8 protein-coding genes are annotated in these 14,211 nt (G+C 30.3%); 6 read left to right on the top strand and 2 right to left on the bottom strand.

Going from position 1 to position 14,211, the window contains the following annotated elements:
- The first annotated feature begins 408 nt into the window (after positions 1–408).
- The 6 genes from GOQ17_RS15550 to GOQ17_RS15525 all read left to right on the top strand — a co-directional run bounded on the left by GOQ17_RS15550 (position 409) and on the right by GOQ17_RS15525 (position 11,206).
- Positions 409–1,650 carry a YaiO family outer membrane beta-barrel protein gene (locus GOQ17_RS15550; protein WP_159638895.1) on the top strand — a complete coding sequence of 414 codons (1,242 nt, stop codon included), beginning with the start codon at positions 409–411 and terminating at the stop codon, positions 1,648–1,650.
- 31 nt (positions 1,651–1,681) lie between these two features.
- Complete coding sequence (locus tag GOQ17_RS15545) at positions 1,682–5,557, top strand: PAS domain S-box protein (RefSeq protein ID WP_159638893.1); 3,876 nt, start codon at positions 1,682–1,684, stop codon at positions 5,555–5,557.
- Between the two features lie 3 nt (positions 5,558–5,560).
- On the top strand, positions 5,561–5,920 hold the full coding sequence (locus tag GOQ17_RS15540) for a response regulator transcription factor (RefSeq protein WP_159638891.1): 360 nt from the start codon (positions 5,561–5,563) through the stop codon (positions 5,918–5,920).
- A gap of 1 nt (position 5,921) precedes the next feature.
- Positions 5,922–6,989 (top strand): HEAT repeat domain-containing protein, encoded by a 1,068-nt coding sequence (locus GOQ17_RS15535; RefSeq protein WP_159638889.1) that lies wholly within the window; start codon positions 5,922–5,924, stop codon positions 6,987–6,989.
- A 59-nt stretch (positions 6,990–7,048) separates the two neighbouring features.
- On the top strand, positions 7,049–10,396 hold the full coding sequence (locus GOQ17_RS15530; RefSeq protein WP_236537175.1) for a sulfatase-like hydrolase/transferase: 3,348 nt from the start codon (positions 7,049–7,051) through the stop codon (positions 10,394–10,396).
- 132 nt (positions 10,397–10,528) lie between these two features.
- Positions 10,529–11,206 carry a glycoside hydrolase family 16 protein gene (locus tag GOQ17_RS15525; protein WP_159638885.1) on the top strand — a complete coding sequence of 226 codons (678 nt, stop codon included), beginning with the start codon at positions 10,529–10,531 and terminating at the stop codon, positions 11,204–11,206.
- A 225-nt stretch (positions 11,207–11,431) separates the two neighbouring features.
- Here GOQ17_RS15525 and GOQ17_RS15520 read toward each other — a convergent pair whose 3' ends face one another.
- Entirely contained in the window at positions 11,432–13,213 is a 1,782-nt protein-coding gene (locus GOQ17_RS15520; protein ID WP_159638883.1) for a hypothetical protein, read from the bottom strand.
- 601 nt (positions 13,214–13,814) lie between these two features.
- Positions 13,815–14,183, bottom strand: coding sequence for a transposase (locus tag GOQ17_RS15515; protein WP_423252040.1), 369 nt, complete (start codon positions 14,181–14,183; stop codon positions 13,815–13,817).
- Positions 14,184–14,211 lie beyond the last annotated feature (28 nt).

The following is a 14,211-nucleotide window of genomic DNA, read 5'->3' as shown; positions in this document are numbered from 1 at the left end:
GATCTACTAGTCCTAATATCTGAGAAAATACGTTTATATTTACCATGGCGGTTGAATCATTTTAGCGAATTAAATATAGCAATCCCTGCTATATAAATTCAACGCCATTTTTTACCTTATTTAGGACAGCTGTGTAGTATTAAAATTCAACTGAAATAAACGTTAACTATAAATACAAAACAATTCTTAAAAACGATTTGAATCGAATTTTTATTGAGTTAAACATTTAAATGTTTATAATGAGGCAATTTAAATAAATTAACATAGATTATCTTATATAGGTAAATATCTTCTGTTAATTTACAACCTAAAACTGAAATTATTGTTATATTAAAAGGTTAATATAATATGTATACATAATTGTATATATTTATAAAATTAATAAGTTTCCCAACTTTTCATTTATCTATGAAGCCTTACATAATTTCGCTTTTTTTAAGCGTTCTAACGACTATAGTTGTATATGGTCAATCAACAGATTTATCCTCTGATGAATTATTCTCACGTGCACGTACATCTGCCTTTGACTCTAAGGATTACCCTAAAGCTATTGAACTGATTAAACAAGCAATAGACCAATCTCCAGATTATACTGACTTGCATGTTTTTTTAGGCAGGCTTTATACTTGGAGTGATAAAATAGATTCCGCGAGCTATGTTTTCGATAATTTGCATAGTAAAAAAGTGAAAGTTGAAGATTTTTATTTAGCATATGGGTACCTACTCTACTGGAATAATGTGAATGAAAAAGCGCAGCAAATAATTGATGAGGGTATTAAAGAGCATCCATCATCTGAAGACTTACTACTATTACATGCCAGATATAATTATGGTATTAAAAGCTATCAAGAAGCGGAAAAATCTGTTAACCGACTATTAGAGATTAACCCCAAAAATACAGACGCGAATTCTTTGGCGCAAAATTTAAAATCATACACCGCAAAAAATGCAATAAGCATTAACTATGATTTCACGCACTTTGATAAACAATTTGAAGACAACTGGCATATCCTAGGAATTGGCTATAAGAGAGCTACATCGTTTGGATCCATATTATTTAAGGCTAATTATGCTAATAAATTTGCTGATAATGGGTTACAGTTTGAGATAGAAGCTTATCCTAGAATAAATAAGATTTTTTATTTATATGTTGGCGCTGGCTATTCGGATAATGTTGGAATATTTCCAAAATATAGAACTGGTATTTCTGTTTATGCTAATTTACCTAATAGTTTTGAGGGGGAAATTGGATATAGACAATTGAATTTCTCTAATAACATTTGGCTTTACACAGCATCTATAGGAAAGTATTACCAGAATTTATGGTTTAATCTAAGAACATACTTGTCTCCAGATAGTGAAAATATATCTCATTCCTATACAGGTACAGTTCGATACTATCTCAAAGGAGCTAACGACTATTTAGGTTTTCAAATTGGTACTGGTATTAGTCCAGAGGAGAATAGAAACAATTTATTAATTGAAAATTCATTTAAATTAAAAACGTATAAAATTGGAGCGAATTATAATTTCTCCATCCAAAAAAGAAACCTGTTAAATATATCGGCAACATATTTTAATCAAGAATATAAACCTTTAGAAAAGGGTAATCAATATGATTTGAGTATTGGTTATAGCAGAATTTTCTAATTACAACTTTTTTTAGCAACAGTACTTTATTATGAATTCGTTTCCAATACCTCACAATGAGATTGAGAGAATTAACCGACTTCGTGATTACGATTTAATTGGTTTAGGTAAAGATGAAGAATTTGACATCTTTGCTCAATCAGCAACCTCAATTACTGGTTGTGCAGCCTCTCTAATAGCTTTGATGGAAAATGATATTCAACGTATACAAAGTTGTATAGGACTTGAAATTGAAACTGTTGAACGACAAAACACTGTTTGTCAATATACCATGATGAGCAAAGAAGCTCTAATTATTCCAGATACATCAAAAGATTATAGAACAGCAAATAACTCAATTATCAAGGCTGCAGGCATTAAGTTTTATGCTGGGGTACCAATATTAGATGATGATATTGTATTAGGTACTATATGTGTTATCGACTATGTAACCAAAACAATTAATGAGGAACAAATTACATCTCTTCATCTGCTAGCCAAAGCGGTCAGCCAATTATATAGTCGAAAGAAAAAAGAAATAGAATCTGGTTACTATAAAAACATATATGAACAAACGCAAAATATGATATGCGTTTTGGATTTTGATTTAAATATTAAACAAGCAAATCCAGTATTTCATAAAAAATTTATAAAATCTAAGTTTCCAAATAAAGCAATAAATTATATTGATGTTATAAAAAGCGAAACGGAAAAAGTAAATGCGGCCATTTCAAAAAGTATTAAATATGGCAAAAGTACAATACAATCAAACAGTTTTGTTAATAACAAGCTTTATATAATTGAATGGACGTTTAAGTATAATTCAAAATTTAAAGAAGTTTTTGTTTTTGGTAGAGATATAACAGAAGAAAGTGAAAAAAGAGCTAGACTAGAAGCCTCTGAGCGTAAATTTAGAAATTTTTTCGAGAATAGTATTGGTCTTACTTGCATGCATGACCTTAAAGGTAACATTCTAAAAATTAACAAAAAAGGATGTAACATGCTAGGTTATAATGTAGAGGAAGTAGTTGGTAAAAATATTATAGAATTTATTCCTGATGAGCAAAAAAAGTACTTATCAAAGTATTTAAATGAAATCACTACTCAAAATGAGACATCCGGAATTATCACCTTCATAACAAAATCCGGAATTCCTCAATACTTCTTCTATCACAATATAATTGAAAGGGATGCTCAAGCAACTTCTTATGTTGCTAGCACTGCATTAAACATTACGGAACATCGAAAATTAGAACTTGATTTAAGACGTACGAAAGAATTATTGGCACAGACTAATGCCGTGGCACAAGTAGGTGGATGGGAAATAAATCTAGAAAAAGATAAAATTGTTTTTTCCGAATCAGTAGAGTCAATTTTTAGTTTTAATAAAGAAGCTGTTTCAAATTTAAACGATTGGAAAAATCTATTTGAGGATGATTTCAAAAAAAAATTAACAGATGCATTTCATAGTGCTAAGGAATCAATCAAAGGATTTGACATCCAACTAAAATTAAAACAATATAATTCAGAATCAATTTGGGTACGTCTTAAAGGTATACCTGAATGTAACCATGGTATTTGTACACGTATATATGGAATTATACAAAATATTGATGCTAGTAAAAAACTGTATTTAGAGATTGAGAAGAAGGAGGCCATGTTACGAACATTCGTAGAGTATGTACCTGCTTCTGTTGCAATGTTCAATTACAATTTCGATTTTTTATTATATAGTAATCAATGGTATGAAGAATTTGGAATCAATTTAAAACGCATTAAGAATAAAAATCTTTTTTCATTATTTCCTAATCTACCTGAAGAACGCAAGAAAATCTATTTAAATGCATTAAAAGGGATAACTTATAAAAATTCAAATGAGCGAATTCAATTTAGTGATGACCAGGAGCCAAAGCACTTAAACTGGGAAGTGAGACCATGGTATATCTCTAAAAATGAAATAGGGGGAATTATGATATTTGCTCAAAATATTTCATCATATATTAATATTAACAAAGAATTAATTGAAGCTAAGAAAGCTGCAGATCTTGCTAATAATGCAAAATCAGAATTTCTTGCAAATATGAGTCATGAAATACGCACACCATTAAATGGTGTAATAGGATTCTCAGAACTGCTCATGAATTCTGCAGTTAATCAAAATCAATTACAGTACCTCAAATATATACACGAATCAGGAAATAGCTTACTGCATATAATTAACGAAATACTCGATTTTTCAAAAATTGAAGCTGGAAAATTGGAGTTATTTATTGAGGAATCGAATATCTATGATTTAGTAACACAGGTTATTGGAGTTGTAATCTTGCAAGCTGAACAAAAAAATGTAGAACTAATTATTGATTTAGATCCATCATTACCTAACCTAATGATGTACGACCATGTTAGACTAAAACAGATATTGATAAATTTAATAGGGAATGCAGTAAAATTTACGAATAAAGGTGAAATTGTATTAAAAGTTTCGATTTTAAAAAAATCTAATACCAATATTAAATTGCGTTTCTCTGTAAAAGATACAGGTATTGGTATTGCTCAAAGCCGACAAAGTTCTATATTCAACGCATTCTCTCAGGGTGAAAATTCAACAAATAAAATTTATGGCGGGACTGGCCTTGGCTTAACAATTTCTAATAATATTCTTAAGTACATGAACAGTAACCTTCTTCTAGAAAGTAAATTTGGAGAAGGGAGTAATTTCTACTTTGACATTACCCTTGATTATAAAAATGATATTGATAACCTTATTCCTATTACTAACATTAAAAACGTAATTCTAGTTGAAGAAAATGAAACTATAAACAACATAATCATTAAAAATCTTTCCTATTATAATATCAATACGACGGTTTGTTCCGATTTTATTTCAGCATGTTCAACATATATGAATAATGATTCATTTGATTTGCTGTTACTAAACTATAGTCAATTAGAATCTAAGCAAAAAGATAGTTTAGTTGATATTAAGAGTGGAATTCCCATGATATTAATGCATCGTGTCTACAAAAATGAAAATGAATTCGCTGAGCTTGATAATTATAGCTTTTATAAACGATTACTAAAACCCTTTACACCCAAATCCTTACTTCAAATTTTGAAAGAAATTGATCAACAAGATTTTAAAGAAAAGTCAAAAGAAATCAGTATAAGTAAGATTACATCTATTGATTCTTATAAACATTTAACACCTACAATTTTAATTGCAGATGACAATGAAATAAATATGGAGTTAAATCTAAAGTTTGTCAATCAATTTTTACCTAATGCTAAAATTTTAAAAGCAAACGACGGCAATCAAGTAATTGACATTTGCCTTAAGACTAATATTGATCTTATTTTGATGGACATACAAATGCCCATCACAGATGGAATTGAAGCAGCACGATTAATACGTAAGTTGGAAAATTTCCACGACACTCCCATAGTTGGAGTTACTGCTGGAATTATAAGGTTACAAGATAAAAATTATGTCTTGGATAATTTCAATGAAATATTACAAAAACCAATTAAACTAAAAGATATAGAAAAAATTATAATTGACTATATAAAAGTTAGTTCTATAGTCTCTCAATATGAAGATATAGATATTAATGACTTTAATAAAGATACTTTGGTCCAAAATTTTGCAGGAGATGATCAATTTAAAATCTTTTTTATGGATTTAATTGTAAAAGAATTCAATAATACTATTGAGTCTTTAATACAATCGAAAAAAGATAAAAATATTGATGAGTTAAAAAGAATACTTCATAAACTTAAAGGATCAGCCGCAACAATCGGAATGAATAAATTAGCCTCAATGTCATCAACATATGAAGAAAATATTTTAACAAATTCAGTTGAAGAATCTCTTTATGATGATATAATAAATGAAATACATAAAAGTTTAAAAAAACTAGAAAACATTTAAATAATGAAAATTTTATTAGCAGAAGACGACGAATTAATTTTAAGAACTATAGAGCATAAACTTAAAAATGAAGGATACGAAGTTATTTTGTGTAGAAACGGCAAGGAAGCTATAGATCAAACATTAGAAACAAGACCAGATTTAATTGTAACAGATATAATGATGCCATTTGCTTCAGGAATTGAGATTCTTTCTGCAATTCAGCAGCATAACATATCTACAAATGTTATTGTTTTATCAAGCTTAGGTCAGGAAGATGTTGTAGAAGAGGCATTTACTCTAGGGGCATCGGATTTCATGGTCAAACCATTCAATCCAAATGAGTTGCTTTTAAGAATTAAACGACTATTACGTTTTAAGTGAAATGATATTCTTAAAAATTGAGCTACATAACCTCACTCTAGCATTAACAGCTTTACTATTATTTGTAGTAGTGCTCATAATAGCTGTGCTAATATATGGTTACAAAAACTATCAATTGATTAATAATGCCCAACAATGGAAAAATCTTATTGAAGAGAAAATAAGTTACTCTATTTTTAATGGGATTGGAGACATACAAAAGGATCAAGAGTTTGAAAAATTATTAAAAAATAAAAATTTTAAAAAAATATTTATTTCCGTTTTAATTGAATCTGATCAAAGATTCGTTGGAGATGCTCATAAGATTTTAAAAGATATATTTTATATATATAAATTAGATAAGCTTGCTTGGGAAAAACTGCAAAGTAATAACATTTATCAAAATGTCAGAGGCATTCAAGTAATGACTGCAATGAATGTCATTGATGCAATTAATAAAATAACACATCACCTTAACCATAAAAACCCTTATGTATACTCTGAGGCACAATATAGTATAGTGCGATTGAATGGTTTTGAAGGTCTAAAGTTTTTAGACTCTTTAGAAAAGCCATTATCTGACTGGCAACAAATGCGGCTTAGTCAAGCTATTAAAACACTTTCACATTCTGATTTCGATTCAATTTGCCAATGGCTTAGCAATCAGAATCAAACTGTCATTAATTTTGCATTATCATTAATACGCAAATTTAGAATTCATTCCATTCATGATAACGTAATCAATTTACTCAATCACCAGGAAATCTATGTTCGAATAAATGCTATCAAAACTCTTCAAACAATTGATAATTCTACTACAATGGATACTTTAATTGAAATATATCCTAAACAGGAAAATTTGATCAAAGTTGAAATTATAAAATTTATTAACCGCACAGGAGATAAAAGTCGAATGCAGTTCATAAAAGATATTCTAGAAAAAGAGCGTGATATTTATATTCTTATAGAGGTTGTAAATCTTCTGAAAAAATTTAATGACTATACACATTTACAAGAAAAAGCAACTGATATTAACCTTGATTCCAAATTATTAACGGTTATTAAAAATGCATTACATAGTAAATTATGATTGATTATTCACATCTTATATATGAAATTGTAGTCTGGCTATTTCTCATATACTCAATAATGATATTTTTAATTTATTCTTGGGTTGGGATTTATGCCTTTGGTGCCCTAAAAAGGTACACTGATCTTAATCAATATACTGATTACAAACTTATTGCAACTAACTCTAATGCACCTTCATTTAGTATAATTGCTCCAGCTTATAATGAAGGAATGACTATTGTAGATAATGTAAGATCATTATTGTCTTTATATTATAATAATTTAGAAATAATAATCGTAAATGATGGCAGTAAAGATGACTCCATAGAAAAACTAGTTATAGCCTATAACCTTGAGTTGATACCATACGATTTAGTTGAAATAATTCCTACTAAAGAGATTAAAGGAATATATAGAAGTAAAAATCCAGCATTTAAAAAACTAATTGTTGTAGATAAGTTTAATGGCGGAAAAGCTGATGCACTTAACGTTGGAATTAATGTTTCAAAAGGCAAATATATAGTATGTATTGATGTCGATTGTATATTAGAACAAGATGCACTATTAAAGCTTGCAAAACCGTTTATGGATCAAACCGATGAACGTGTTATAGCTTGCGGAGGTGTAATAAGACTAGCTAATAATTGTAAGATAGTTGACGGTAAAGTAGTTGAAGTAAATTTACCAAAAAAATGGTTAGGTAGATTCCAGGCCCTTGAATACATAAGAGCATTCGTTTTGGGCAGAATGGCATGGTCTAGAGCTTCAGGACTGATTTTAATATCAGGTGCTTTTGGCGCTTTTGATAAGGACTTAGTCTTAAAATGTGGAGGATATGATCCGAAAACTGTTGGAGAAGACATGGAACTTGTGGTACGTATGAGGCGATATATGGAAGAACAAAAACTGAAATATAAAGTTCTAAATATCTCCGACCCATTATGCTGGACTGAGGTTCCAGAATCCATTGATATTTTGAAAAAGCAGCGTAACCGTTGGATGAGAGGAACTATAGAAACTCTCTGGAAACATCGTAAATTAATGTTTAACCCTAAATATGGAAGATTAGGAATGGTAAGTATCCCTTATTGGTTCTTTTTTGAATTCTTAGGTCCTTTAGTGGAATTTTTAGGATATTGCATTTTTATTATTTTCCTTTTATTCGGAATTATCAATTGGCCTTTCTTTTTTACCTTATTTATTTTAGTAGTTTCATCTGGAATACTCTACTCTATTTATGCAATATTACTTGATTTAATGTCACATCAAGTATATACTAAAAGAAAAGACTTATTAATATTAATAGGAACGGCCATACTTGAACCATTCTTTTTTCATGGAAGAGTAGTAATGGCAGGAGTTTCAGGTTTAAAAGACTATTTCCGAAAACAACACAGTTGGGGAGAGATGACTAGACAAGGATTTCAACAATCTCAAGAAAATGAAAGTGCCTGGTCGAAAATAAAAGCAACAATTGTTTGGTCATTGAGGAATTATACTCCTATCGCATTTGTATTTATGCTCCTTTATATGGCAAATGTAGGATTAGAAGCTTACTGGTATAATACAAAATTTCATGAACAAATCTATTCCGCTATATATTTCAATTTATTTATTGATAATCTGGTTTTTATTCTACAATTTCTTGCTGTATGTAGCATAGTATATATATTGTTAGTCTATATTGGATTTAATTATTTAAATATATTAATAATATCAGCATTTTCAATTTTCATACTTTTTCAAGTTATTCTCTTCCTTTATTTCTCAGAATCACAAAACTTGTTAGGCGCTGATGTTTTCTTCTACAGTTATGAGGAAATTCAGCAAATTATTAAAAGCAGTGGAATGATAAATTTAAAAAATATAGCATTTCTTCTTTTAATCATATTATTTGCTGCTATTCCATTAACTTTTGTTAGTCGATTCAAATCAAAAAATGCGTATGCAGGTGCTACACTTATATTCTTAGGATTGATTTTAGTTATTTTGCCCACTAAATTTACCTTCAATGTGCAAAATAAAAGTGAGTTCTATTCACACGCTTCAATAAGTAAATGGAGATATTTCATAAACACGAATTTTAATAATTATATCAACGACCATTTCGAATGGGCAAATAATTGGAAAGTTAACAATCAAGGAAACATTAAAGACTTTGGGATGTATCCCTTTTTGAGATCAGAGGATACAAATGACTTTCTAGGAAGTCACTTTAACAAGATTGATCGCCCACCTAATTTAGTATTTTTGATAATTGAAGGGTTAGGAAATGCATACAGCTCTCCCAATGGATACATTGGTAATTTTACACCATTTCTGCATTCTTTAAGAGACAAGTCTCTTAACTGGGAGAATTGCTTAAGTACTTCAGGAAGAACTTTCTCTGTATTACCATCCATTTTAGGTTCTCTTCCTTTCTCACGTAATGGATTTTTAGAACAAAATGAATATCCACTTCATTTTAATCTTAATAACATATTCATACACAACGGTTTTGAAACTGGATTTTTCTACGGAGGTGATGCCTCATTTGATAATATGAAAAATTATATGGAGTTTAATAAGGTGGATAATCTAATCGATTTGCAGTCTTTTAAATACCCATATAAAAAACTTCCTTCCCAAAACGGCGAAAGTTGGGGTTATGATGATCAAGCTGTATTGGATAAAGTGCTCATTACGACATTAGAGGCTAAAAAACCTTATATGAATACAGTTTTAACGTTGTCTACACACAGTCCATTTCTTATAAATGATCAAGAATTTTTTGATAAACAGGTTGACATTAGAATAAAAGAACTAAATCTGAGTGCAGATGATGCAAAATTAGCAATTTCATACAAAAAGCAACTAGCCTCGGTAATGAACATAGATCACGCGTTAAAAAATTTCTTTGACACTTACCAAAAAAGAGCGGATTTTTCAAATACTATTTTTGTAATAACGGGAGATCATAGTATGCCAGAAATTGTATTAGAACATAAACTAGATAGATACCATGTACCTTTAATTATATATTCACCGTTAGTAAAATCAAGTAAATCATTTAAAAACATAGTCAGTCACTATGATTTAGCACCATCGTTAATGGCATATTACCGTACGCAATATGGTTTTAAAACTCCATCACAAGTAACCTGGATTGGCAAAGGATTAGATGTAGGTGCCTCAGCTAATGGCTTCGGAATCCCAATTATGCAAAGTAAAACTCAACAAGAAGATTTTGTATACGCAGGATATCATCTTTCAAATAATCAACTATATAAAATCATTGACAATCTTAGCGAAGAGAGTGATGAGAGCAATTCCACCTCAAACTTGCTTAATGAGCGATTTGATAATTTTAAAAGAAAGAATCAAAAATTAATTTCTAATAGCGCACTATTACCAGATTCTGTATATCATAATTTTTTTAATAATTAGTTATATTGCCTCGTATTATAGTTGATAAAACTATATGAGTTAGTTGTTGAATAGAATGTAAAGCATGTGAAGAAGAATATTGTAACCATTTTTATTATGTCAATAGTTTTATTCACATTGAGCCAATGTACTATGAAAAGAGTTATATCAAAGAGCGAAACTGTAGATAGAATAATAGATTTCTCAGGATATAAATGGCTTGTACGCAATACAAATCAATTGAAATATGGTCCTGGCCCCAATTTCTTTAGTAATTCAATTGAAAATGTTTGGGTTGATGAGGCTGGAAAATTACACTTAAAAATTATAAACAAAGATGAAAACTGGTATTGTGCTGAGGTAACGTTAAACCAACAGGTAGGATATGGTAAGTATATCTTTTATATAAATTCTTCTCTAACTAATCTAGAAGACAATGTGGTCGTAGGTCTATTTACATATTTAGATGACTCTCAAGAAATCGACATAGAATTTTCAAAATGGTCTTTAAAGGACAATGAAAATTCACAATTTGTTGTACAGCCTTACGAAAAAGAAGGTAATATTTTCAGGTTTGATATGAATGATTCACTAGGAAGTACCACTCATAGTTTTGAATGGAATAAAAATCACATTGTATTCGAAAGTAAGTATGGCCAAAATGAAAATGAACTCCCCTATATAAGTTGGACTTATACTGGTAAAAATATTCCTCTAAAGAGTGATGAAAGGTTGAAAATAAACCTCTGGTTACACCAAGGAAAAGCACCAATGAATAATAAAAGTCAGGAAATTATAATTGACAGTATAAGATACATACCTTCTTATTAAGCGTTATCTCTTGTTACAATGATTGAAAACACTTCGAATTCTTTAGTTTAAAAAGGATTCAAAAAGTCCTGAAAACTCTTTTCGCCTCAAATTACACTAATAAATATGTCAATCGTAATAAAAATCAATTGACCAAATTAAAATGTGGAGTCCAATTGCATATGAACTCCACATTTATCTCAATTAATAAAATCAAGAATACTGCATGTGATTAAACGATATTGATTATATTTTTTGGATACTTCCGTTTAAAACTTTTCCGTTATTATTGGTGTATTTACCATATACAATCAACTTTGATTGTGCATTTTTAAATTCGACAGTACCAGAACTATTAATATTCAAATCTCCATATACAACAACTTCGCCATCAATCTCTAATTTGCCATTTACATGAAAAGTGGTGTTTCCAGTGCTTTTTCCTTGAGATAAATTACCAAATACTCTTAACAAACCATTACTATTCAAATGAATATTACCTTCTACAACGGATGCACCATTAAGATTTGTATTAGCATTAACATTTAAATTTTTTGATGCCGCTAAAGTTCCATAGACATAAAAATTTCCATTAGAATTAACATTTAAATCACTTGCTGTAACACTTAATGTACCACACCATGTAAGTGTACCCCCGACATTTATACCTTGGAAGCTACGTACACCTGAAAAGTTTCTTACTTCATTTGAATTGATGTTAAACCAACTATCATTTCCAGTATAAGTTGGGTAATTACCATTACATGTAGGAACCTTTGGCGTAAGATCAATCATTTTTAAAATCTTTAAACCACCTCTCCCTGAAGCTACGAAAACATAATTTTCGCGGCTTACTACAAAATTGCTCGAAGTTAAATCTAGACCATTAAAACTTGCAGTTCCCAATAAGTCTGCAACCCCAGATTGATTATTGAATCCATAAATTGAAACACCTGCTCCCCCATTAGCAGCGAATAATTTATCGTTATTTACAGATACAGCATTCACAACAACATCTTCCGGATCTAAGTTTGAATCATTGCCTGTATAATTAGGAATCTCGTGCTGCTTAATAAGACTACCTGATTGAATATTGTATGTTGCAAATCCATTTCTACCTTGAGGTACGATTGCAATGTTTTGGTATAAATCCATTGTTCTTTTAGCTTCAGCTGTATTTGATTGTACAACTATATCTTTCTCATGTACCAAGGATCCATTATATACCTTCAATAACCCTGTTCCACTCAAAGCAACAACCTTAACTCCGTTATCTCTTACTGATCTTAAATCTGGTATGGTGATAGACATCTCAACATTGCCATTTTGCTTGTTTAGTTTTGCTAAAACACCACTCATCCCCCCTGAGACTACAAAATTAGCACCTTGTTTACCTGCAATAATGTCTAATGCTGTAGGTCCTTGAAGAGTTTTAAAATCAAAATTACTTCCTATTAAACCATTATTTAACGGTAAGTAAGAGGAAAATGCAGATGATGATAGATCGCTAAAAACGTCTCTGTCTGCAGCTCCTGCTATAAGTAATTTATTACCATCCACATATAATGCATTAACATCTATATCTGGCAGTTTAGCACTAATTACTAAACGAGGGTTGTTTATATCTGCTATATCAATAATATCAATCCCACCTAAATATCGATCTCCTTCTGTATTATAACTTACATAAGCATATGATCCGTCAACTGCCACGTGTGTTGATCTTAACTGCTGACCTTCAAACTCAGGTGCAGAAACTTCAGAAACTAAAGCCAAAGCGAAGTTTTTGTCTGATGAGGTTAACATTATTGCTTCTTGAGATTCACCACTTCTAAATCGCATTCCATTATTGGAAGGAGTTTGGAAATTCAGTAATCCAGCATTTTTGTGATTAATACGTTGACTTAATGAACTAGAGTTATTGTTGATAATTACTTTATCTCTGGTTACGAGTTCTGATTTATCACAACTAATAACTAAAAATGAGAATGATACAATGCTGTAGATCCAGGTAGAAATTCTTTTCATAGGTGAATTTTTAAATATTATGCAAAACTACATTTATAAATGTCAACTAAGAATAGAAAGTGAAATTAGGTGTGACAAACTCTATAATAGTAGCTGTTCAGCTACTACTACAGACACTTTCTCACTCTAATCTACCTTATGCTACAAAATTTGATAAAAAAATATAGTTGTATAAATGAATAATTATTTTCCAACTAGGATAACTGTATATACAAATGTTACAGCATCAAAAACTTGAAAATTTTTTATGAGTTCTTTTCACAGCTGTCCTAAATAAATTTAGGGTGTAAAAAAATCTACCCTCTTCTATTAATTAGGAAAGCTTTTTGTGAAAAATCAAATTATACCCTCTCAAACTTTTAGAATAGTTTAAACTGTCCACTTTTATCAGGAGGTTTCCCTGAAAAGAATGGATCATTAGCCCATTTCCATAGGTCAATTTTCACAAATATATTCAAGCGAATAAAGTTCATCAGATTGGATAAGTTCCAGTCATATTTGACCTTCTTCTGAATGTATTTAAAGAGTAGTATTCCTATTAATGCAGTCCAAATTTGGATGTAGACAGCGTTTTCTGAGGTCCCTACAAAACTGGTGACTTTCAGACGCTNGTGAAATTATTTGTTAAGAATTCATATTCAGCATTATTTATGCTGTCCCAAAAACGCACCAAGCGCATTTTCTTTCCTTGATAATGCTTTTTAGCATCTCCATCAAGTTCAATGATCTGATCTTCAAGCACTCCACTGTCTTTGAGCGCCTCACTTTGAAATGACCTGACCACTGTATATTTCATGTTGCTTTTACTGCGTGTGACAAAAAAGCACTGATTGCTGTTCAAAACATTCATCCAAGCATAATCAACGTAGCCTCTATCTACAACCACCAAACATCCCTTTGGAAAGGTAATGTTCTTGGCTATCTTTGATTCATGTTGTTTACCATCTGTAATATGCACAAAACTGGGCATACAGCCATCATAATCAAGTATAGTATGA

It is taken from the genome of Sphingobacterium composti (genome assembly GCF_009829075.1).
Taxonomy (GTDB): Bacteria; Bacteroidota; Bacteroidia; order Sphingobacteriales; family Sphingobacteriaceae; genus Sphingobacterium; species Sphingobacterium composti.
The sequence above is the reverse complement of the archived record's forward strand: the minus strand, read 5'-3'. Positions and strand labels throughout refer to the sequence as shown.

Excerpts from the sequence above, each read along its gene's own strand:
- GOQ17_RS15535 (WP_159638889.1), top strand. The coding sequence starts at position 5,922 with ATGATATTCTTAAAAATTGAGCTACATAACCTCACTCTAGCATTAACA.
- GOQ17_RS15540 (WP_159638891.1), top strand. The coding sequence starts at position 5,561 with ATGAAAATTTTATTAGCAGAAGACGACGAATTAATTTTAAGAACTATA.
- GOQ17_RS15550 (WP_159638895.1), top strand. The coding sequence starts at position 409 with ATGAAGCCTTACATAATTTCGCTTTTTTTAAGCGTTCTAACGACTATA.
- GOQ17_RS15530 (WP_236537175.1), top strand. The coding sequence starts at position 7,049 with ATGATATTTTTAATTTATTCTTGGGTTGGGATTTATGCCTTTGGTGCC.
- GOQ17_RS15525 (WP_159638885.1), top strand. The coding sequence starts at position 10,529 with ATGAAAAGAGTTATATCAAAGAGCGAAACTGTAGATAGAATAATAGAT.
- GOQ17_RS15520 (WP_159638883.1), bottom strand. The coding sequence starts at position 13,213 with ATGAAAAGAATTTCTACCTGGATCTACAGCATTGTATCATTCTCATTT.
- GOQ17_RS15545 (WP_159638893.1), top strand. The coding sequence starts at position 1,682 with ATGAATTCGTTTCCAATACCTCACAATGAGATTGAGAGAATTAACCGA.